This window comes from Mesorhizobium sp. WSM4814, from assembly GCF_055811595.1.
In genome coordinates, this window is record NZ_JBVVQT010000003.1 from 93,106 (window position 1) to 115,016 (window position 21,911).

A 21,911-nucleotide genomic window follows, 5' to 3' on the forward strand; every position below is an offset into this window, starting at 1 on the left:
TGGTATCAGACTTGGCGCGGCCGAGAAAGCTGCACGGACCAAACCACAATTGCTCAAATGTCGCAGCCTGTTACCTCTCAGTCCGACAGGTCCGCATCAGACGCCGGAAATCCGGGGCTTTGTAGCGCGCGACACGGCCTTCGTGTCGCACGCGCTCGGCTGGGCGAAACATAAAGTGATCGACGTCCTGCGCATCCTCAGCGCATCGCCGTCCAATCAGGCGATTTCATGCCGCCAGGGCGGATTGGCGCCGGCCCGCGACACGGTTACCGCCGCAGCCTTGGCGCCGAGCGCCAGCGCCTTGTGGATGGCGTCGTCCGACAGATTGGCGATCGCCTCCTTTGACAGCAGGCCTTGCTCGTGCAGCGAGGCCAGGATGCCGGCGTTGAACGTGTCGCCGGCGCCGACCGTATCGACCACCTCGACCTTGTCCGGCACGACCGTGACCTTGTGATCCCTGGTGTAGCCGATGGCGCCTTCGCTGCCATGGGTGACGACGATCAGCATCGGGCCGCGCTCCAGCCAGTTGCGGACGACGTCCTCGTGCGAGCCGGCTTCGCCGAACCAGTTGAGGTCCTCGTCCGACAGTTTCACGATGTCGGCCATGGCCATCATCGAGCGGATGCGCCTGAGATGCTTGGCCTTGTCCGCTATGAAATTCGGCCGGATGTTGGGGTCGAGCATGATGACGCGGCGGCTGTGCTCGCGCCGCATGAATTCCTCGTAGGCGGATCCGGCCGGCTCCGAGATCAGGCTGATGGCGCCGAACAGCATGGCTTCGATCTCGCTGCCGAGTTTCGGCAGATCGTCGATGGTCAGCATCCGTCCGGCTGTGTTTTCATCGTAGAATGTGTAGGTCGCCTGGCCGTTGTCCAGCCGCACGAAGGCGAGCGTGGTCGGCCGGGGCGATGTGTGCGCATAGGTGGAACTGACTTGGCTTGCGTCAAGCGCGTCCTTGAACTGGCTGCCGAACAGATCCGTCGACAGGCCGGAAAAGAAACCGGCGGGCGCTCCCAGCCGGCCGAGCGCTATTGCCGTGTTGAACACCGCGCCGCCGACATAAGGGGCAAAGGCCGGCTCGCCCTCAGTCGTGGTGCGTGGCAGCATGTCGATCAGGGCTTCGCCGCAACAGAGGATCATGATTTCCTGGTCCCCGGCGGATAGATCACACCCTTGCGGATGATGATGTTGGCGTAGAGCCGCGGCTCGCTTGTCGCGACGATCGCGTGTGCGGACCTGACCCGTTGATAGAAGTCGGCGCCGGCGAGCGCAACCACCTTGCGGCCCGGAGCACGCTCGGCGCAGATCGCCTCCATCTCGTGATGAACGGGATCGGCAAGCAGGGGATCACCTTTGACCGAGGCGCGAAACAGCGCCTCCGGCACCGCGTCATCGACAGGCAATACGCTGAGGATGGCGTCGAGCATCGGAGCAAGATGATGACCGTCGGCGCGGATGAGCCGGTGTGCCTGCTCCTTCGCCGGGTAGTTTCCGTCGACAAGGGCGATCTCGTCGCCATGACCCATGGCACGCAGCGTCGCCAGCAGCTGTGGACCGAGCAGCACCGGGATTCCGATCAGCATCGCTCAGGCACTCCTGGAAATCGTGGTCGAGCCGATGAGGAAGCGCTCGGAAAGCGGCAGGCTGGCACCGCCCAGGGCACGTGCATGAATGCCGACAGTCCCCTCGCGCACGGCCGGAAGCTTCAGGCCTTCACCGTCGATCTTGCCGATAGCATCGATAACGGCATCGACGAGCCGGCGCCGCACGGCCTTCGGCATCCATCCGTCGACCACCGCCGCCTCGAAATCGATAACCGATGACGCCGCCACAATGGCATAGGCGAGCGCCTGCGAGGCGCAAACGATCCAATCGTCGAGCTCGACGCCGATTTCGCCCCAATCCTCCGGTGACGTCCACAGATGTGAGGCTTCGACGCCGCGCGCGTTGAGTGCCTTTTCCAGCATGGCGATCGACGCCACGCCGATCAATTGGGTCGGCTTGCCGTCCGGTCCAGGCACCGGCATCGAACCCAGCGCGCCGGCATTGCCGGTCGGTCCGCCGAAAAGGTGACCGTTCAGCACGATGCCGCCGCCGGCGAAGGCACCGATATAGAAATAGACGAAGTCGCGTGCCGTGCCGGCTTTGCCGAACACCAGTTCGGCGCCGCAGGCAGAGGTGGCGTCATTTTGCAGGTAGACGGGGAATTCGCACCGTGCCTGGATGTCGGCGCGGATGTCTCGGTGGCGCCATTCGTCCATGACGTCGCGCGGCGCACCTGCCGTATCGGCCCAGCTCCACAATTCGAACGGCATGGCAATGCCAAGTCCGGCAATGCGCTTGTCCTGCGCCGGGGTGAGTTCGCCACGCATCGTCTTCATGCCGGAGGTGACGAACTCGACCGTCTCGCGCGGTGCCGGATAGCGGTAGGAATGCTGCAGCATCGAGCGCACATTGCCGAGAAAATCGATCAGCACGAGTTCGGCGCTGCGGCGGCCGATCTTCAGGCCGATGAAATAGGCGCCATCGGGATTGAGCGCCATCGGAATGGAAGGTTGGCCGATCTTGCCGCGCAGCGGCGCCTGGCGGACAAGAAGGTTGTCCTCCTCGAGCTCGCGCATGATGACCGAAACGGTCTGGGCCGAAAGTCCGGTCATGCGCGCAATGTCGGACTTCGCTAGGCTGCCGTGCTGACGCACCAGCGACAGTACCAGCCGCTCATTGTGGTCCCGCATGCCGCTCTGGTTGGTGCCGCGGTGAATTCGGCTTTTGGCTGCCTCGGGCGAACCGTGCCTTGGTATGCCGGTCTCCACCCCTTCTCCTCCCTTCGTTTCCCTTAATGCTTTTGGCCAGAATGAGTGACCGACGCCACGCTGTCAATAATAAATAAGAGTGATTTAATTATTGACAGGACCCTCAGTCTGGTATTCTCTTGGGGCAAGCGTCCACGCTGGGAGAAGTCGCTGGATGCTCATGCGATGCCGGTTGGCCGGCATCCGAACTGGTCCCACTGGGAGGAAAATCGTGACCAAGACAGCACTGCTAAGATCCACCGTTTTTGCCGCGGCCGGACTGGGTCTGATGGCATTCACCTCGGCTGCGTCCGCCGCCGATGTCGGCGCCTGCCTGATCACCAAGACCGACACCAACCCGTTCTTCGTCAAGATGAAGGAAGGCGCGAGCGCCAAGGCCAAGGAACTCGGCGTCGAACTCAAAGCCTATGCCGGCAAGATCGATGGCGACAGCGAGAGCCAGGTGGCGGCGATCGAAAGCTGCATCGCCGACGGCGCCAAGGGCATCCTGATCACCGCGTCGGACACCAAGGGCATCGTCCCGGCGGTGAAGAAGGCACGTGACGCCGGTCTGCTGGTGATCGCGCTGGACACGCCGCTTGACCCGCTCGACGCCGCCGACGCGACCTTTGCGACCGACAATCTGGAGGCCGGCAAGCTGATCGGCGCGTGGGCCGCAGCGACGCTCGGCGACAAGGCGAAGGATGCCAGGATCGGCTTCCTCGACCTGACGCCCTCGCAGCCGACGGTCGACGTCCTGCGCGACCAGGGCTTCATGATGGGCTACGGTATCGACGTGAAGGACCCCAACAAGATCGGCGATGAGGATGATCCGCGTATCGTCGGCCACGACGTCACCAACGGCAACGAGGAAGGCGGCCGCAAGGCGATGGAGAACCTCCTCCAGAAGGATCCCGGCATCAACGTCATCCACACCATCAACGAGCCGGCAGCCGTCGGCGCCTACCAGGCGCTCAAGGCCGTGGGTCTCGAAGGCAATGTGCTGATCGTGTCGGTCGATGGCGGCTGCCCCGGCGTGAAGTCGGTCGCCGAGGGCGTGATCGGTGCGACCTCACAGCAATATCCGCTGCAGATGGCGGCACTCGGCATCGAAGCGATCGCCGCTTACGCCAAGGACGGGACGAAGCCCAAGCCGACCGAAGGCAAGGATTTCTTCGACACCGGCGTCAACCTCGTGACCGACAAGCCCGCGGAGGGCGTGAAGTCCATCGACACCAAGGAAGGCCTCGCCAAGTGCTGGGGCTGATGCCGGTCTGACGGGCAACAGACCGAAGCGGCCAGGGGCTTGATCCCCGGCCGCTTCGGGTGGACGATGCGGAAATCGCAAGCGCGAACAATTCCGGCGGCAGATCGGGAACGGTTGGACGGGCGTCGGCGCGTAGCTGAAGCCTCATGGGAGGAAACATGTCTCAGGTTCAGGAATTCGAAAAGGCTCTCGCGAACAGCGAGACAAGCGTTGCTGCTTTTGACGAGCATGGCACGTCGCTCGTCAAGCGCATCCAGCATTTCCTGCATTCCACTCCGGCTGCGGTGCCGCTGATCGTGCTGGTCCTGTCGATCGCTGTCTTTGGCGTCACGATCGGAGGACGGTTCTTTTCGTCCTACACGCTGACGCTGATCCTGCAGCAGATCGCCATCGTCGGTATTCTCGGCGCCGCGCAGACGCTGGTCATCCTGACAGCCGGCATCGACCTGTCAATCGGCGTGATCATGGTGATTTCGGCCGTGATCATGGGCAATTGCGCGGTCACCTATGGCCTGCCGACCTTGCTTGCCGTGGTGATCGGGCTTGCCGCCGGCGGGGCCTGCGGGCTGCTCAACGGGCTGCTGGTCGCCTACATGAAGCTGCCGCCCTTCATCGTCACGCTCGGCACCTGGAACATCGTCATGGCCACGAACTTCATCTATTCGGCCAATGAGACGATCCGTGACGCCGACGTCGACGTCCAAGCCCCGCTGCTGCATCTGTTTGGCCTGAACTTCAAGGTCGGCACGGCGGTGCTGACGTTCGGCGTCATTGCCATGGTCGTGCTGGTGCTGTTCTTGTGGTACGTGCTCAATCACACGGCATGGGGCCGTCATGTCTACGCTGTCGGCGACGATCCGGAGGCAGCGAAGCTGTCGGGCATCCAGACCAAGAAGGTGCTGATCTCGGTCTACACGCTTGCCGGGCTGATCGCCGCTTTCGCTGCCTGGGTCTCCATCGGCCGCAACGGCTCGATCTCGCCGTCCGCTGCCGTCACCGACTACAATTTGCAGGCGATCACCGCGACGGTGATCGGCGGCATTTCTCTCTTCGGCGGGCGCGGCTCTATTCTGGGCACGCTGTTCGGCGCGATGATCGTCGGCGTCGTTTCTATGGGCCTCAACATGCTGGGCGCCGATCCGCAATGGAAAGTGCTGCTCACCGGTGTGCTGATCATCGGCGCCGTGGCGATCGACCAGTGGATCAGAAAGGTTTCGGTGTAACCATGACCCAGGAGCCCATCCTCACCGCGCGCGGCCTCGTCAAGCGCTACGGCCGCGTCACCGCACTGAACAGCTGCGACTTCGATCTCTATCCGGGAGAGATCCTGGCCGTGATCGGCGACAATGGAGCCGGCAAGTCGACGCTGATCAAGGCGATCTCGGGCGCCGTTGTCCCGGACGAGGGGATCATCGAGTTGGACGGCAAGCAGGTGCTCTTCAAGTCGCCCATCGAAGCCCGCGAAGCCGGCATCGAAACCGTCTACCAGAACCTGGCGCTGTCGCCGGCGCTGTCGATCGCCGACAACATGTTCCTCGGTCGCGAGATCCGCAAACCGGGTTTTCTGGGCGACTGGCTGCGCATGCTCGACCGCCCGGCAATGGAAAAGCGCGCCCGCGACAAGCTCACCGAACTTGGCCTGATGACCATCCAGAACATCAGCCAGGCCGTGGAGACGCTCTCGGGCGGCCAACGCCAGGGCGTGGCGGTGGCGCGCGCCGCCGCCTTCGGCTCGAAGATGGTCATCATGGATGAGCCGACGGCGGCGTTAGGCGTCAAGGAGAGCCGCCGCGTGCTCGAACTGATCCTCGACGTGAAGAAGCGCGGCCTGCCGATCGTGCTGATCTCCCACAACATGCCGCATGTCTTCGAGGTGGCCGACCGCATTCACATCCATCGGCTGGGCCGTCGCCTCTGTGTCATCGATCCCAAGCAATATACGATGTCGGACGCCGTCGCCTTCATGACCGGAGCGAAGCTTCCGCCGGAGGCGGCACTGGCGGCCTGATGCATGTCGCCCAAAAGTGCGCAGCGGTTTTGGGATGACGACTTGCATCGAACAAGAAATGCATGTCGCCCAAAAGCATGCCCTCGGGCGCGAACCGAGGGTGCGCTGCGGTTTTGGGACGATATGCACATAACTAAGACTCTAAGATGCGTCGCAGACGCCGCCCAAACGCGACGCACTTCAAGTTGCTAAAACTGCCGCTGGGTAAGCTTCCCCGCGGCAATCTAACTCGATTGAACGCATAACAATATGCGCTAGCATGGGCTGGGAGGAATGGTGAAAGCCGGTATGATCATGGCAACCGCACGAGAGGCAGCATGACGCGCGCGATGACATCCAAAACTCCCATTCTCGAAAACTCCGATCCCAAGGCGCTTGCCGACGAAGTCTTGAAGGCCCTCAAATACAGGCTCGGCAAGGGGACCAGTGTCGCGACGCAATACGACTGGCTCACCGCCTCGATAAAGGTCGTGCGCGACCATATCGTCGATCATTGGATGCAGGCAACGCAAGAGGCCTACGCCCATCAGGAAAAGCGCGTCTATTACCTGTCACTGGAATTCCTCATCGGTCGCCTGATGCGCGACGCCTTCTCCAATCTCGGCCTGATGGACAATATGCGCGAAGCGCTGCGATCTCTCGGCGTCGACCTCGACCTCATCGCGGCCCTCGAACCAGATGCAGCGCTTGGCAATGGCGGTCTCGGCCGGCTCGCCGCCTGCTTCATGGAAAGCATGGCAACCGTCGACATTCCCGCGCATGGCTATGGCATTCGCTACGCCAATGGCATGTTCCGGCAGGAAATCCATGGCGGCTGGCAGGTTGAGCTGCCCGAGACCTGGCTCGATCACGGCAACCCCTGGGAGTTCGAGCGGCGCGAACGCTCATTCGAGGTCGGCTTCGGCGGCTCGGTGGAATCGATCACCTCGAAGGACGGCAGGCTTGAGCGCCACGTCTGGAAGCCGATCGAACATGTTCTGGCGGTTGCCTACGATACGCCGGTGGTTGGCTGGCGGGCCAACCGCGTCAACACGCTGCGGCTCTGGTCCGGCATGCCGATCGATCCGATCCTGCTCGACAAGTTCAACGCCGGCGACCACATCGGTGCGCTCGCCGAAAGCAACAAGGCCGATGCCTTGTCGCGCGTCCTTTACCCTGCCGATTCCCACAAGGCCGGTCAGGAGCTGCGCCTCAGGCAAGAGTATTTCTTTTCCACCGCATCGTTGCAGGATATCATTCAGCGTCATCTCAGCCAGTATGGCGACCTGCAGTCGCTGCCCGACAAGGCGGCGATCCATCTGAACGACACCCATCCGGCCATCGCCGTGCCCGAGCTGATGCGCCTGTTGATGGATGTCCACGGCATGGATTTCGATCAGGCCTGGAGCATCACCAAGCGCACTTTCGGCTACACCAACCACACACTGCTTCCAGAGGCGCTCGAAAGCTGGCCGGTGCCGCTGTTCGAGCGGCTGTTGCCGCGCCATATGCAGATCGTCTACGCCATCAACGCCGAAGTGCTGCTGGAGGCGCGCGCCTCCGATCAGTTTTCTGACGAGCAGATCAGCCAGATCTCGCTGATACAGGAAAACGGCGAGCGCCGGGTGCGCATGGGCAATCTGGCGTTTGTCGGCTCGCACTCGATCAACGGCGTCTCTGCCCTTCACACCGAGCTGATGAAGGAAACGGTTTTTGCCGAGCTCCACCGACTCTACCCCGACCGCATCAACAACAAGACCAACGGCATCACGCCGCGGCGCTGGCTGATCCAGTGCAATCCCGGTCTCACCGCGCTCACCCGCGAGGCGATCGGCGACCGCTTCCTCGACGATATAGACGCGATCAAGGAGCTCGATGCCTTTGCCGACGACGCCGCCTTCCGCGACAAGTTCGCGGCAGTCAAGCGGGCGAACAAGGCCAAGCTCGCCAATCTCGTCGCCGACCGCCTCGGCATCAGGATCGATCCCTCGGCGCTGTTCGACATCCAGATCAAGCGCATCCACGAATACAAGCGCCAGCTCCTGAACATCCTCGAAACAGTCGCGCTCTACGACCAGATCCGCTCCCATCCCGAGCGCAACTGGATTTCACGCGTCAAGTTCTTCGGCGGCAAGGCGGCTCCCAGCTATCACAATGCCAAGCTGATCATCAAACTCGCCAACGACGTCGCCAAAGTCATCAACCGCGACCCCGCCGTTCGCGGCTTGCTCAAAGTGGTGTTCGTGCCGAACTACAATGTCAGCCTGGCCGAGATCATGATGCCGGCCGCCGATCTTTCGGAGCAGATATCGACCGCCGGGATGGAAGCCTCCGGCACCGGCAACATGAAATTTGCGCTGAACGGTGCGCTGACCATCGGCACGCTCGACGGCGCCAATGTCGAGATCAAGGAATGCGTCGGCGACGACAACATCTTCATTTTCGGCCTGACCACCGAAGAGGTCGCCGAGCGGCGCAGCAACGGCTACGATCCGCGATCGGTGATCGAAGCCTCTCCCGAACTGGCGCAGGCCGTGGCTGCCGTTTCGACGGGCGTCTTTTCGCCTGACGATCCGGAACGCTATCGCGACCTGATGAACGGCCTCTATCAGAGCGACTGGTTCATGGTCGCCGCGGATTTCGATGCCTACGCCTCAACCCAGCGCGATGTCGACGCCGTCTGGCGCGACAGCCCGGATTGGTACGCCAGGGCAATTCGCAATGTCGCCCGCGTCGGCTGGTTCTCGTCCGATCGCACGATCCGCCAATATGCGAAAGAAATCTGGAACGTGCCCGTCTGATATGATTGCATGAGGCCACGAACAATGTGGTCCGGGTGCCGGGGAGGGTCACTGCCTGATGAGGAAGCCGCGCGCGACCGCTGCGACAAGCGGGCCGGATGGACTGGCGTCAGCCGGTGATGTCGCGGCAATTGTCGCCGGCACGCATGGTGATCCTTTCGCTGTCCTCGGTGTGCACGAGGTCGACAAGGGCTTTGTCGCCCGCTGCTTCGTCCCTCATGCCGAGTTCGTCACTGCCTATACGCTGACCGGCAAGAATGCCGGCGAACTCTCCAGGCGCGACGAAGGCGGCTTCTTCGAGGGCAGCCTGTCGCTCAGAAAGCGTCAGCCGCTGCGCTATCACGCGCGCAATGCCGGCGGTGACTGGTGGCTGACCGATCCCTATTCGTTCGGTCCGGTACTGGGTCCGCTGGACGACTATTACATCGCCGAAGGTTCGCACCTCAGGCTGTTCGACAAGCTCGGGGCGCATCTCATCGATCACGAGGGTGCATCCGGCGTGCATTTCGCCGTCTGGGCGCCCAATGCAAGGCGCGTTTCGGTGGTCGGCGACTTCAACGAATGGGACGGCCGCAGGCATACGATGCGCGTCCGCCGCGACACCGGCATCTGGGAGTTGTTCATCCCCGACATCGGCGCCGGACGGCCATACAAATACGAGATCATCGGGCCCGATGGCGTGAGGCTGCCGCTGAAGGCCGATCCGTTCGCTTTCAAGTCCGAACTGCGACCGGCCACCGCTTCGGTGACGGCGCTTCCGCCGGCGCATCAATGGGGTGACGAGGCGCACCGCGATTTCTGGCGCAACGCCGACGCCCGCCGCGAGGCGGTGTCGATATATGAGGTCCATGCCGGCTCCTGGCAGCTTCACGACGACGGCAGCTTCCTGTCATGGGACGAGCTTGCCGACCGGCTGATCCCGTATGTCGTCGACACGGGTTTCACCCATATCGAATTCATGCCGATCTCCGAACATCCCTATGATCCGTCCTGGGGCTATCAGACGACGGGCCTCTACGCGCCGTCGGCCCGCTTCGGCGATCCGGACGGTTTTGCCCGGTTCGTCGACGGCGCCCACCGCGCCGGCATCGGCGTCGTCCTGGACTGGGTGCCGGCGCATTTTCCGGTGGACGCGCATGGCCTGGCCAATTTCGACGGCACCGCGCTCTATGAGCATGCCGACCCGCGCAAGGGCTTCCATCCCGACTGGAACACCGCGATCTACAATTTCGGCCGGCGCGAGGTGGTCTCGTTCCTGGTCAACAATGCGCTGTTCTGGGCCGAAAAATACCATGTCGACGGTTTGCGCGTCGATGCCGTCGCCTCGATGCTCTACCTCGACTATTCGCGCAAGGCCGGCGAATGGATTCCCAACGAAAAAGGCGGGCGCGAAAACCTCGAGGCGGTCAGCTTCCTCCAGAGGATGAACAAGGAAGTCTATGGTCATCATCCGGGTGTGATGACGATCGCCGAGGAATCGACCTCATGGCCAAAAGTTTCGCAGCCGGTGCATGAGGGCGGGCTGGGTTTCGGCTTCAAGTGGAACATGGGCTTCATGCACGACACGCTGGAGTATTTCTCCAAAGAGCCGATTTTCCGGAAGCATCACCACGGCGACATCACCTTCGGTCTGGTCTACGCCTTCTCAGAGAATTTCGTGCTGCCGCTCTCCCATGACGAGGTCGTGCACGGCAAGGGGACGCTGCTTGGCAAGATGGCCGGCGACGACTGGCAGAAATTCGCGACGCTGCGCGCCTACTACGCCTTTATGTGGGGCTACCCCGGCAAGAAGCTGTTGTTCATGGGGCAGGAATTCGCCCAGCGCCGCGAGTGGAGCGAGGCGCGCGCACTCGACTGGAACCTGCTCGATTTCCGGGCCCACCGCGGCGTCTGGCAGACGGTGCGCGATCTCAACTATCTCTACCGCTCACGGCCGGCGTTGCATGCGCGCGATTGCGAACCGGAGGGCTTTTCCTGGCTGATCGTCGACGACAGCGCCAACTCGGTCTTTGCCTGGCTGCGCAGCGCGCCGGGCGGAAACCCGGTCGCCGTCATCTCCAATTTTACGCCGGTGCCGCGCGACAATTACCGCGTGCCGTTGCCAATGGCTGGAAGATGGCGCGAGATCATCAACACGGACGCTTTCGACTATGGCGGTTCCGGCAAGGGCAATGACGGTGCCGTCGAGGCTCGGAAGGAAGCAGGAGGCATCTCGGCGACGATGCTGTTGCCGCCGCTGTCGACGATCATGCTCGAATTTGCTCCGGACTAGCCGATGTCTCGCAGCGCGTAACTTGGGAGGATAAGAATGGCAGAGATAAAACGGACCCAGCCGCTGGCGCGCGATGCCATGGCCTATGTTCTGGCCGGCGGCCGTGGCAGCCGCCTCAAGGAATTGACCGACCGGCGCGCCAAACCGGCGGTCTATTTCGGCGGCAAGACGCGCATCATCGATTTTGCGCTCTCCAATGCGCTAAATTCCGGTATTCGCCGCCTCGGCGTGGCCACCCAGTACAAGGCGCACTCGCTGATCCGCCACCTGCAGCGCGGCTGGAACTTCCTGCGGCCCGAGCGCAACGAGAGCTTCGACATCCTGCCGGCCAGTCAGCGCGTATCGGAAACGCAATGGTATGAGGGCACGGCCGATGCCGTCTACCAGAACATCGACATCATCGAGGCCTACGGGCCCGAATACATGGTCATCCTGGCCGGCGATCACGTCTACAAGATGGACTATGAGCTGATGCTTCGCCAGCATGTCGACGCCGGCGCCGACGTCACCGTCGGCTGCCTCGAAGTGCCGCGCATGGAGGCGACCGGCTTCGGCGTCATGCATGTCGACAAGAAGGACACCATCATCTCCTTCATCGAGAAACCCGCCGATCCGCCCGGCATTCCCGACAAGCCGGATTTTGCCCTGGCCTCGATGGGCATCTACGTGTTCAAGACCAAGTTCCTGATGGAGCAGCTGCGCCGCGACGCGGCCGAACCGGGCTCAAGCCGTGATTTCGGCAAGGACATCATCCCCTATGTCGTCGAGCACGGCAAGGCGATCGCCCATCGCTTCGCCAAATCCTGCGTGCGCTCGACCGCCGAGAACGAAGCCTACTGGCGCGATGTCGGGACCGTCGACGCCTATTGGGAAGCCAATATCGACCTCACCGACATCACGCCCGAGCTCGATCTCTACGACCGCGACTGGCCGATCTGGACCTATGCCGAGCTGAAGCCGCCGGCGAAGTTCGTGCATGACGAGGATGGTCGCCGTGGCTCGGCGGTATCCTCGCTGGTCTCGGGCGATTGCATCGTCTCAGGCGCGTCGCTGAAGCGAAGCCTGATCTTCACCGGCGCGCGCATCAACTCCTATTCGACGCTCGAGGACGTCGTCATGCTGCCCGACTGCCAGGTCGGCCGCAGCGCGAGATTGAAGCGCGTGGTGATCGATCATGGCGTCAGGATTCCCGAAGGGCTCGTGGTCGGCGAGGATCCCGTCCTCGACGCCAAGCGCTTCCGCGTTTCCGAAAAGGGCATCTGCCTCGTCACGCAGGCCATGATCGACAAACTGGGACTGTCGTGAATGCAGGTCCTGTCGGTCACGCCCGAAATATTCCCTCTGATCAAGACTGGCGGGCTTGCCGACGTGACCGGCGCGTTGCCCATCGCGCTCGCCGGCAAGGGCGTGGCGATGCGCACGCTTGTTCCCGGCTATCCCCAGATCATCGATGCCTTCAAGAAGAAAAAACCCGTTCACCACTATCCGCTGCTGCAAGGCGGCAAGGCTTCGGTCCATGCCGTCCAGATCGCCGGGCTCGACCTGTTCGTGCTCGACGCGCCGCATCTGTTCGATCGCCCCGGCGGCCCCTATGGCAATGCCACCGGCGCCGACTGGCCGGACAATTGGCGGCGTTTCGCGGCCCTGAGCCAGGTTGGCGGCGACATCGCCGGCGGCGCCGTCTCGGGTTACCAGCCTGACATCGTCCATGCCCATGACTGGCAATCGGCGATGACGCTGGCCTATATGCGCTACGGCAAGGCGGTCGGCACGCCGTCAATGATCACCGTCCACAATCTCGCTTTCCAGGGCCAGTTCGGCGCCGGCATCTTTGGCGAACTCGGCCTGCCGGCGGCGGCCATGGCGCTCGACGGCGTCGAATATTATGGCGGCGTCGGTTTCCTCAAGGCTGGCCTGCAGGCCGCCTGGGCCATCACCACAGTCAGCCCGACCTATGCGCAGGAGATCCGCTCGCCGGAATTCGGCATGGGGCTCGATGGCCTCATCAACATGCGGTCCGTCGATCTCTATGGCATCGTCAACGGCATCGACACCGAGATATGGAACCCTGAAACCGACAAGCATCTGGTCTCCAGCTACACGGCCAGGACGTTGAAGGCGCGGCACCCCAACCGGACCGCCGTCGAGGATCGTTTCAACCTTGACCGCGACGACAGTCCGATCGTCTGCGTGATCAGCCGGCTCACCTGGCAGAAGGGAATGGACATACTGGCAACGGTCGTCGACGGGATTGTTGCGAGGGGTGCCCGCCTGGCGATCCTGGGGTCCGGCGACGCCGGCCTGGAAGGCGCGCTGCTGGCCGCCGCCGCCCGCCATCGCGGTCGCATCGGCGTCGTCGTCGGTTATGACGAGGCGCTTTCCCACACCATGCAGGGCGGCTGTGACGCAATCATCATACCGTCGCGCTTCGAGCCTTGCGGACTGACGCAGCTTTACGGCCTGCGCTATGGCTGCGTGCCGGTCGTCGCCCGCACCGGCGGTCTTGCCGACACCGTCATCGACGCCAATGAAGCGGCGATTTCGGCAGGTGTGGCGACCGGCTTCCAGTTCGCACCCGCCGATGCCGGCGCCTTGCTGCACTCCATTCGTCGGCTGGTCGCGGCGCACGCCAACCCTGCGATCTGGACGTCGATGCAGCGGCAAGGCATGAAGGCGGATGTGTCGTGGGATAAAAGCGCAGAAAAATACCTCGAACTCTATCGCTTGCTGCTTTCGAAAAGGGCTTGACGCATGATACGCACCGTCGCCACCAAACCTTATCTCGACCAGAAGCCCGGCACATCCGGGCTGCGCAAGAAAGTGCCGGTGTTCCAGCAGGAGCACTATGCCGAGAACTTCATCCAGTCGATTTTCGATGCGCTGGACGGGTTCGAGGGCAAGACGCTGGTGATTGGCGGCGACGGCCGCTTTTACAACCGCGAGGTCATCCAGAAGGCTCTCGCCATGGCGGCGGCAAACGGTTTCGGCAAGGTGATGGTCGGGCAGGGCGGCATCCTGTCGACGCCGGCCGCTTCCAACATCATTCGCAAATACAATACCTTCGGCGGCATCATCCTGTCGGCCAGCCACAATCCGGGCGGCCCGCACGAGGATTTCGGCGTTAAATACAATGCCGGCAATGGCGGCCCGGCACCGGAAAAGCTGACCGACGCGATCTTCGCCAAGACCAAGATGATTTCGAGCTTCAAGACCGCCGATATCGGCACGGTCGACCTCGACACGATCGGTACCGTCGAGGCGGGTGGCATGACCGTCGAGGTGATCGACCCGGTCGCCGACTATGCCGAGCTGATGGAAAATCTGTTCGATTTCGATGCGTTGCGTGGGCTGTTCAAGTCAGGCTTCCGCATGCGCTTCGACGCCATGCATGCCGTGACCGGTCCCTATGCCAAGGAGATCCTGGAAAACCGGCTCGGCGCGCCGAAAGGCACCGCCCGCAACTTCGTTCCCCTGCCGGATTTCGGCGGCCACCACCCAGACCCGAACCTGGTCCACGCAAAGCACCTCTATGACGAGATGATGGGACCGGATGCGCCGGATTTCGGCGCCGCTTCCGACGGCGACGGCGACCGCAACCTGATCATCGGCAAGGGCATTTTCGTCACCCCGTCGGATTCGGTGGCTATGCTCGCCGCCAATGCTCATCTGGCGCCGGGCTACAAGGCTGGCCTGAAAGGCATCGCCCGCTCGATGCCGACCAGCGGTGCAGCCGACCGCGTCGCCGAAAAGCTCGGCATCGGCATCTATGAAACGCCGACCGGCTGGAAATTCTTTGGCAATCTGCTCGATGCCGACATGGCGACGATCTGCGGCGAGGAAAGTGCCGGAACCGGCTCCAACCATGTCCGCGAAAAGGACGGGCTGTGGGCCGTGCTTTTGTGGCTCAATATCCTCGCTGCCCGCGGCGAAAGCGCCAAGCAGATCGTCACCGAGCACTGGGCCGCCTATGGCCGCAATTACTACTCACGCCATGACTACGAGGAGGTCGAGACCGACCGCGCCAATGCGCTGGTCGACGAATTGCGGGCCAGGCTCGCTTCCTTGCCCGGCACCAGCGTGCGCGGCATGAAGATCGCCAGCGCCGACGATTTCGCCTATCACGACCCGGTCGACGGCTCGATAGCCAGGAACCAGGGCATCAGGGTGCTGTTCGAAGGCGGATCGCGCGTCGTCTTCCGTCTCTCCGGCACCGGTACCTCGGGGGCGACGCTGCGCGTCTATATCGAGCGCTACGAGCCGGACAAGTCCAGGCACGATCTCGACACGCAGGAGGCGCTTGCCGACCTGATTGCGGCAGCCGATGATATTGCCGGGATACGCAGCCATACCGGCCGCGCCGAGCCGAGCGTGATTACGTGAGTTTGGTTGACAGCCGGCCGTCTGAGTTCGGCCTGCGTTGCGAGGCTCCCCCTTCTCCCCTTGTGGGAGAAGGTGGCCGAGCGAAGCTCGGTCGGATGAGGGGTGTTCCAGCTTGGCGCACACCTTTGCTCAAATCGCCCAAGCCTCGTTTCTTCCAGCACCCCTCATCCGTCTCGGCGCTGCGCGCCAATCCACCTTCTCCCACAAGGGGAGAAGGGGTCGCCGTATGAACTCACTCGGTGCCACCGTCACCCGCGGCGGCATCCGCTTTGCCGCATGGTCGTCCGCGGCCAGCCGGCTCTGGGTCTCGATCTTCGATGAGCAGGGAGAGAGGGAGATCGACCGGCTCGAACTCCAGCCGGAAGGCGAGGGCGTTCACGCGCTTTTCGTCGCCGGCCTCGCCGCCGGCACCCGATACGGATTTCGCGCCGATGGCGATTATACGCCCGAGAACGGGCTTTGGTTCGATCCCGACAAGCTGCTGGTCGACCCCTATGCCGTCGAAATCGACAGGTCTTATGTCTATGACGTCAGGCTCGCCGCGCGCCGGGGCGAGGGCACGGACACTGCGCCGCTGCTGCCGAAGGCGATTACCGCCACCCTGCCGCGGCCGGTGCCCGTCTTGCCGCCGCTGTTCCAGCCCGGTGGCCTGATCTATGAAGTGCCGGTGCGCGCCTTCACCATGCTGCATCCCGACATCCCGAAGCACCAGCGCGGGACGGTTGCAGCCCTTGCCCACCCGGCTATCGTCGAGCACCTGAAAAAGCTCGGGGTCGGGGCGGTCGAACTGATGCCGGTGACGGCATCGATCGACGAGCGGCATTTGCCGCCGCTCGGGCTGCGCAATGCCTGGGGCTACAATCCCGTGACCTTCATGGCGCTCGATCCGCGTCTGGCGCCCGGCGGTCTCGCGGAATTGCGGCAGACGGTTGCCACGCTGCGTGGGGCCGGCATCGGCGTCATCCTCGATCTTGTCTTCAACCACACCGGCGAAAGCGACAGGCTTGGGCCGACGCTGTCGCTGCGCGGCCTCGACAGCCGCGCCTACTACCGGCATCGGCCGGACGGCAGCTTGATCAACGACACCGGCACCGGCAACACCGTCGCTTGCGGTCATCCGGTCGTCAGGGAAATGGTGCTCGACACGCTTCGTCACTTTGTCCGCCATGCCGGCGTCGATGGTTTCCGCTTCGATCTGGCGCCCATTCTGGGGCGGGTCGATGGCGCGTTCGACGCCGCTGCGCCACTGCTCATGGCTATTCGGGATGATCCGCTCCTTGGCGACCGGGTGCTTATCGCCGAGCCATGGGATATCGGCCCGGACGGCTATCAGCTTGGCAATTTTCCGCCGCCCTTCCTCGAATGGAACGACAGATATCGCGACGACATCCGCCGGTTCTGGCGCGGCCATAGCGGCATGGTCGGCGCGCTGGCGACCCGGGTTGCCGGCTCATCCGACCTGTTTGCCAAGCCAAGCCAGCAGACGAGCCGCAGCGTCAATTTCATTGCCGCGCATGACGGCATGACGCTGGCCGACATCGTTGCCTACGAGCACAAGCACAATGAGGCCAATGGCGAGCAGAACCGCGATGGCCACGACGACAACCTATCCTGGAACAATGGCGTCGAGGGCGAGACCGGCGACCGGGCGATCGTTACGGCCCGTTTCGATGACCGGTGTGCGCTGCTGGCCACGCTGTTTGCCTCACGCGGCACGATCATGCTGACCGCCGGCGACGAATTCGGCCGCACCCAGAAGGGCAACAACAACGCCTATGCGCAGGACAACGAGATCACCTGGCTCGACTGGGCCGGGCGCGACCAGGCGCTGGAACAATACGCCGTTTTGCTCGCCGCGACGCGTCGTTGCGTGCCGGCGCTTTTCGACACGCGCTTCCTGACTGGAGAGCCGCCGCCCGGATCAGAACAACCGGACGCGGTCTGGCTCACTGAAACCGGCACGCCGCTCGACGAGGCAGGCTGGCGGGATCCGGGGCGGTACCGCCTGGTTATGATGCTCGGCAGCGATGATTGCCGATTTGCCGTTGTCATCAATGGCGATCGCCGGGCGTGTATGTTCACGCTGCCAGGGCGCGACGGATTTCGCTGGCAGCCAGCCATCGAAACACCGGACGGCGCAGCCGGCATTTCACGGCCGGTGCCGGGGCGAACGGTGATCTTCATGATCGAACACGAAGCCGCGCAGGCTCAGATAAAGGAGAACCCGAGTGGCAAGTGACCACGCCGAGTGGTGGCGCGGCTGCGTCATCTACCAGATCTACCCGCGCTCCTTCCAGGACACGAGGGGGGACGGCGGTGGCGATCTGCGTGGTATCACATCGAGGCTGGCGCATGTCGCATCGCTTGGCGCCGACGCCGTCTGGCTGTCGCCCTTCTTCAAGTCGCCGATGGCCGATATGGGCTATGACGTCTCCGACTATACAGCCGTCGATCCGATGTTCGGCACAGCAGAGGATTTCGATGCGGTGGTCGCCGAGGCGCACCGTCTCGGCCTGAAAGTCATTATCGACCAGGTTCTGTCGCATTCGTCCGACCGGCACGAATGGTTCGTCGAAAGCCGCGCGAGCCGCGATAACCCCAGGGCGGATTGGTATGTCTGGTCCGATCCGAAGCCAGATGGCACCGCGCCCAACAACTGGCTGTCGGTCTTCGGCGGCCCCGCCTGGGAGTGGGACGCGACCCGCAGGCAATATTACATGCACAATTTCCTCGCCTCGCAGCCGGACCTCAATTTCCACAATCCGGAGGTTCAGGACGCCTTGCTGGAAACGGTGCGGTTTTGGCTGGAGCGCGGCGTCGACGGGTTTCGCCTCGATACCGTCAACTACTATGTCCATGACCGCTGGCTGCGCAGCAACCCGCCGCTGGCGTCAAGCGTCGCAGGCACCAACACCGAAACCAATCCGTACCTCTATCAGGAGCATTTGTTTGACAAGACGCAGCCCGAAAACCTGGCTTTCCTCAAGCGGTTTCGGGCGCTGCTCGACGAATTTGAGGGCCGCGTCGCTGTCGGCGAGGTCGGCGACGAAGCCCGTTCGTTGCAGACGCTCGCCGCCTACACCAGCGGCGGCGACAAGCTCGACATGTGCTACACATTCGACCTGCTCGGTCCGCAATTCTCGGCGGCGCATGTGCGTGGCTGCGTCGAAGCGTTCGAGAGTGCTGTCTCCGACGGCTGGGCCTGCTGGGCGTTTTCCAACCACGATGTCGTTCGCCATGTGACCCGATGGACAAGGCCCGGCGGCGACCCGGAAAGGACGGCGAAGTTCTCCATCGCGCTGCTGTCATGCCTGCGTGGATCGATCTGCCTCTATCAGGGTGAGGAACTCGGGCTGGAGGAGGCGGAATTGGCGTTCGAGGATCTGCGCGATCCTTACGGCATCCGCTTCTGGCCGGGGTTCAAGGGCAGGGATGGCTGCCGCACGCCGATGGTCTGGGAGAAGGGCGCCAACAATGCCGGTTTTTCAATCGGCAGGCCGTGGCTTCCAATTCCGGAAAGCCATCGCGCCCGCGCGGTCGATGTCCAGAACGGCGAGGAAAAGTCAGTTCTGGCCAGCTATCGGGCGATACTGGCGTTGCGCAAGCAGCATGCGGCGCTGGTACAAGGTTCGATCCGCTTTCTCGATGCCGAGGGCGATGTGCTTGTCTTCATTCGCGAAGGCGGCGGCGAGAAGCTGCTGTGCGTTTTCAACTTCGCCGAGGAGCCGGCCAACTGGCCGTTGCCGCAGGGTATCGATGTCGCAGAGACGATCGACCTTGGCGCTGGTGCCGCCTTGCAGGAAAAGATTCTGTCGCTGCCGCCGTTGGGCTGCTTTCTCGGACGAGCCGGCTGGTCTCTCCAGCTCACTGAACAAGCACAGAGCGCCCGCAAGTCGCGCCCATGACCCGGACATCGGCCTCGCCGACGCGCACGCCCAGCGCCCCAAGCACGTTGTAAACCAATTCGTCGACCGGCGCCGTCACGCCGTTCAGCAGCGCCACCACTGCCGGCTTCACGGTTCCGAGCAAGGCGGTTACATCAAGCCCGAGGCCCAGCGCACTGACCGAAAGCGACAAATTGTTGACCAGCGACGTGGTGAGAGATTGCGTCAGGTTCTTCGTCGAGGCGTTCTTTATCGTCTTGCTTGCGATGTCGGTGCTGTTGAAGGTCAAGATCGTCGGATCGTTGTTGGCGATCTCAACGGCTGCAGAACCATTCACGCCGATCAGATTGAGGGTGAGAAACAGAAGCTTCACGCTGACCTGCGCGATTTCGGCATTTTGAAACGACTGTGGGTTGCTGAAATCGGCGAAGGCGGAGGGGCTGTTATCGGCATCGCTGGCGCCAAGGTGCAGCGAGGCAAGGCCCGGACGTGCGGCAATGGTAACTTTCAAACTGTCGGGGTGCCCCGTCGGGCAGCTGATGTCGGTCAGCTTGGCTTCGGCAGAGGCCACCTCGACATGCAACGGCAGTTTGACGGCCAGCAGGCTGATGCCGCCACCGAGAGTCGCATTGCTGCCGCCGACGGACGCCACCAGCTTGATCCGCGTCTGCGCCGTACGCACCACAGCACCCTTCTCGCCGATTGTCAGCCATGGCGAGAATTGTGCAGGTTCGCCGATTGCAATCGCAAGCGTGGTGGAGGCAAGCCCCGGAATGGCGGCTCCGAGATTGAGCTCGACCTGCTTCGAGCCGTTGGCCAGTGCAGCAGCGGTGGTCAGCATGCCCATGGCGCTGGCGTCGACCGAAAAGCCGGGCGACTTTTGCCCGAGGCCCAACTGGCCCATTGATCCAAGATCGACAAGATGATTGAGCGGTATCTTGACCGTGTTGGTGGTCCTTGACGCGATTGTCTGCAAAGCCAGCTTGCTGGTGCTGCCAACGGGTGAAACATTGGCCATGGCGGTCGCAATCTGGCCCACCGTCGCCTTGGAAGCCAGCACCTCCGAATAGCTGACACCCGTCAGCTGCATCTCAACGGCAAGGGCATCGATGAACGAAAGCAGGTTCACGTCGGCAGCGATCAGAGCGTTGTAGTCCATGACGCTGAGCGCGATGTTGCCGCCCAGGAACTTGCTGAGAAGAGCGTTGAGGATACCGCCGTTGACGCTGAGAAGCCTGGACCCGACCGAGAACATCGCCTGCGGCGCTATGCTGGCCACGGCTTGGGTGCCGATCACCGGCGTAGGGATAAGCGAACTCGCGAAATAGCGCGCAGGAACCTTTTTCAGCGTGACATGGACGGCGTTGTAGGGCGTTTTGCCGGCCTCGAAGCGCTTGTCGACGCCGAGCGACGACTCTGCTGAATATCGGCCGCGGGTGACCGACACGATAGCCTTTCCAAGGGCAGGGGTGATCGTCTGCCCTGCCTTCTGAACAACTATGCCCGGCATTCCGTTGTCGCCGAGCGTGGTCACCACCGCGGCTTCAATGTTGTTGATGTTGGAGGCGGCGGTGATTGCCGCCAGATCGACCAGCGACTGAGCCTCCCGGCGCTCCACATAGATCGAGCCTTCATCGATGGCGAAGGCGGCCAGCGCCAGCGCGAACGGTGCGCACAGCGCCGTCATGACGGCGAAGTTCGCCGTCAGGTCGCCAAGCATCGAGCGGGCGACCCGGCCGATCCTGCGCGCCAAAGTTTGCGACATTCAGATGCCTCCAACCCGGATTGTCGACTGGCGTGAGATCGTGGTGCCAGGCATTGGCAGTGCCGGGAACAGATTCCAGACCGGCAGGTTGCGGGCATCATATTGGATGGACACGACGAACTGGTTTCCGTCGGCCGTGCTGTCCTTGGCCTGGTAAGTCAGCTTGTCGGAATCGACGAACGGATATCCCGCGGCATTGGTGGTGACGAAACTGGTCACCAGCGCCTGGCGCTCAACTTCGTTCAGCCCGGCAATCGCCGTGCGTGCGGCGTCCGCTGCGATCTGCTGCACGGAGTGACTGGCGCCAAAATAGATGCCATATGCAACCATTCCGAGTAATAACAAGATGAAAATCGGCGAAAGCATCGCGAACTCAATCGCGGAAGTTCCGGATCGCTCTCTAAACTGGCACAATTTGCTTCTTAACTGGCGGATTTTACGCCTCGGTACAGAAATTGTCTTAGTTTCTATGCTGTTCATGTCCATCGCCCATCGGGACATACCAAAGCCCGCGCAAGATGTAACCCGTGGTTGCTTAAAGGCGGCTTAAGACATTTCGACAAAGTGGAATCGACGACTGATTCTTACCGAAAACGAGTGGTTGAAGCGGGGAAACGGAGCCGAGCCCATAGGATCGACCGCTGTTCTGCCGGCCGCGCAGTGGCTGTCGCTGCGCCTTACTTAGGGTGACCTCACGAGTCTGTTGAAATAAAAAATCACCACGTTACTGTTTGCCCACCAGCCGCCGGAAAGGGAACCGGCG

Annotated in this window: 15 protein-coding genes; 10 read left to right on the forward strand and 5 right to left on the reverse strand. The window is 62.7% G+C overall.

Annotation, left to right across the window (positions count from 1 at the left end):
• Positions 1-216: 216 nt before the first annotated feature.
• The 3 genes from AC0L2V_RS06870 to AC0L2V_RS06880 are packed head-to-tail and all read right to left on the reverse strand — an operon-like array spanning position 217 to position 2,813.
• The gene (locus AC0L2V_RS06870) at positions 217-1,140 is read right to left on the reverse strand and encodes a carbohydrate kinase family protein (protein ID WP_473508658.1); all 924 of its coding nucleotides are present in this window, start codon (positions 1,138-1,140) and stop codon (positions 217-219) included.
• A complete protein-coding gene (locus tag AC0L2V_RS06875; RefSeq protein WP_473508657.1) occupies positions 1,137-1,583 on the reverse strand; it encodes an RbsD/FucU family protein in 447 nt (148 codons plus the stop codon). The genes AC0L2V_RS06870 and AC0L2V_RS06875 overlap by 4 nt, the downstream gene beginning before the upstream one ends.
• A 3-nt stretch (positions 1,584-1,586) precedes the next feature.
• Complete coding sequence (locus AC0L2V_RS06880) at positions 1,587-2,813, reverse strand: ROK family transcriptional regulator (RefSeq protein WP_473519737.1); 1,227 nt, start codon at positions 2,811-2,813, stop codon at positions 1,587-1,589.
• Between the two features lie 268 nt (positions 2,814-3,081).
• Here AC0L2V_RS06880 and AC0L2V_RS06885 point away from each other — a divergent pair, with 268 nt between their 5' ends.
• The 10 genes from AC0L2V_RS06885 (at position 3,082) to bglA (ending at position 19,404) form a co-directional block, all read left to right on the forward strand.
• Entirely contained in the window at positions 3,082-4,059 is a 978-nt protein-coding gene (locus tag AC0L2V_RS06885) for a sugar ABC transporter substrate-binding protein (protein ID WP_236388945.1), read from the forward strand.
• Between the two features lie 158 nt (positions 4,060-4,217).
• A complete protein-coding gene (locus AC0L2V_RS06890; RefSeq protein WP_236388051.1) occupies positions 4,218-5,282 on the forward strand; it encodes an ABC transporter permease in 1,065 nt (354 codons plus the stop codon).
• Between the two features lie 2 nt (positions 5,283-5,284).
• Complete coding sequence (locus tag AC0L2V_RS06895; RefSeq protein WP_023802796.1) at positions 5,285-6,067, forward strand: ATP-binding cassette domain-containing protein; 783 nt, start codon at positions 5,285-5,287, stop codon at positions 6,065-6,067.
• Between the two features lie 317 nt (positions 6,068-6,384).
• Positions 6,385-8,847 (forward strand): glycogen/starch/alpha-glucan phosphorylase, encoded by a 2,463-nt coding sequence (locus AC0L2V_RS06900; protein WP_473519738.1) that lies wholly within the window; start codon positions 6,385-6,387, stop codon positions 8,845-8,847.
• A gap of 58 nt (positions 8,848-8,905) precedes the next feature.
• The gene (gene glgB, locus AC0L2V_RS06905) at positions 8,906-11,119 is read left to right on the forward strand and encodes a 1,4-alpha-glucan branching protein GlgB (protein WP_473519739.1); all 2,214 of its coding nucleotides are present in this window, start codon (positions 8,906-8,908) and stop codon (positions 11,117-11,119) included.
• A 36-nt stretch (positions 11,120-11,155) separates the two neighbouring features.
• Entirely contained in the window at positions 11,156-12,424 is a 1,269-nt protein-coding gene (glgC, locus tag AC0L2V_RS06910; protein ID WP_077381220.1) for a glucose-1-phosphate adenylyltransferase, read from the forward strand.
• Positions 12,425-13,867: a glycogen synthase GlgA gene (glgA, locus tag AC0L2V_RS06915; protein ID WP_287172733.1), complete on the forward strand. Its 1,443-nt coding sequence runs from the start codon at positions 12,425-12,427 to the stop codon at positions 13,865-13,867.
• 3 nt (positions 13,868-13,870) lie between these two features.
• Positions 13,871-15,499, forward strand: coding sequence for an alpha-D-glucose phosphate-specific phosphoglucomutase (locus AC0L2V_RS06920; protein ID WP_473519740.1), 1,629 nt, complete (start codon positions 13,871-13,873; stop codon positions 15,497-15,499).
• Positions 15,500-15,725: 226 nt separating this feature from the next.
• Positions 15,726-17,738, forward strand: coding sequence for a glycogen debranching protein GlgX (glgX, locus tag AC0L2V_RS06925; protein WP_473519741.1), 2,013 nt, complete (start codon positions 15,726-15,728; stop codon positions 17,736-17,738).
• A complete protein-coding gene (gene bglA / locus AC0L2V_RS06930; protein ID WP_473519742.1) occupies positions 17,728-19,404 on the forward strand; it encodes a beta-galactosidase BglA in 1,677 nt (558 codons plus the stop codon). The genes glgX and bglA overlap by 11 nt, the downstream gene beginning before the upstream one ends.
• Here bglA and AC0L2V_RS06935 read toward each other — a convergent pair.
• Both AC0L2V_RS06935 and AC0L2V_RS06940 read right to left on the reverse strand, forming a co-directional pair.
• The gene (locus tag AC0L2V_RS06935) at positions 19,364-21,148 is read right to left on the reverse strand and encodes a pilus assembly protein TadG-related protein (RefSeq protein WP_473519743.1); all 1,785 of its coding nucleotides are present in this window, start codon (positions 21,146-21,148) and stop codon (positions 19,364-19,366) included. The two genes, bglA and AC0L2V_RS06935, sit on opposite strands and share 41 nt — an antisense overlap.
• Positions 21,149-21,628, reverse strand: coding sequence for a TadE/TadG family type IV pilus assembly protein (locus AC0L2V_RS06940; protein WP_473519744.1), 480 nt, complete (start codon positions 21,626-21,628; stop codon positions 21,149-21,151).
• Between the last annotated feature and the right edge of the window lie 283 nt (positions 21,629-21,911).

Excerpts from the sequence above, each read along its gene's own strand:
- AC0L2V_RS06870 (WP_473508658.1), bottom strand. The coding sequence starts at position 1,140 with ATGATCCTCTGTTGCGGCGAAGCCCTGATCGACATGCTGCCACGCACC.
- AC0L2V_RS06875 (WP_473508657.1), bottom strand. The coding sequence starts at position 1,583 with ATGCTGATCGGAATCCCGGTGCTGCTCGGTCCACAGCTGCTGGCGACG.
- AC0L2V_RS06885 (WP_236388945.1), top strand. The coding sequence starts at position 3,082 with ATGGCATTCACCTCGGCTGCGTCCGCCGCCGATGTCGGCGCCTGCCTG.
- AC0L2V_RS06890 (WP_236388051.1), top strand. The coding sequence starts at position 4,218 with ATGTCTCAGGTTCAGGAATTCGAAAAGGCTCTCGCGAACAGCGAGACA.
- AC0L2V_RS06895 (WP_023802796.1), top strand. The coding sequence starts at position 5,285 with ATGACCCAGGAGCCCATCCTCACCGCGCGCGGCCTCGTCAAGCGCTAC.
- AC0L2V_RS06900 (WP_473519738.1), top strand. The coding sequence starts at position 6,385 with ATGACGCGCGCGATGACATCCAAAACTCCCATTCTCGAAAACTCCGAT.
- glgB (WP_473519739.1), top strand. The coding sequence starts at position 8,906 with ATGAGGAAGCCGCGCGCGACCGCTGCGACAAGCGGGCCGGATGGACTG.
- glgC (WP_077381220.1), top strand. The coding sequence starts at position 11,156 with ATGGCAGAGATAAAACGGACCCAGCCGCTGGCGCGCGATGCCATGGCC.
- glgA (WP_287172733.1), top strand. The coding sequence starts at position 12,425 with ATGCAGGTCCTGTCGGTCACGCCCGAAATATTCCCTCTGATCAAGACT.
- AC0L2V_RS06920 (WP_473519740.1), top strand. The coding sequence starts at position 13,871 with ATGATACGCACCGTCGCCACCAAACCTTATCTCGACCAGAAGCCCGGC.
- glgX (WP_473519741.1), top strand. The coding sequence starts at position 15,726 with ATGAACTCACTCGGTGCCACCGTCACCCGCGGCGGCATCCGCTTTGCC.
- AC0L2V_RS06935 (WP_473519743.1), bottom strand. The coding sequence starts at position 21,148 with ATGTCGCAAACTTTGGCGCGCAGGATCGGCCGGGTCGCCCGCTCGATG.
- AC0L2V_RS06940 (WP_473519744.1), bottom strand. The coding sequence starts at position 21,628 with ATGAACAGCATAGAAACTAAGACAATTTCTGTACCGAGGCGTAAAATC.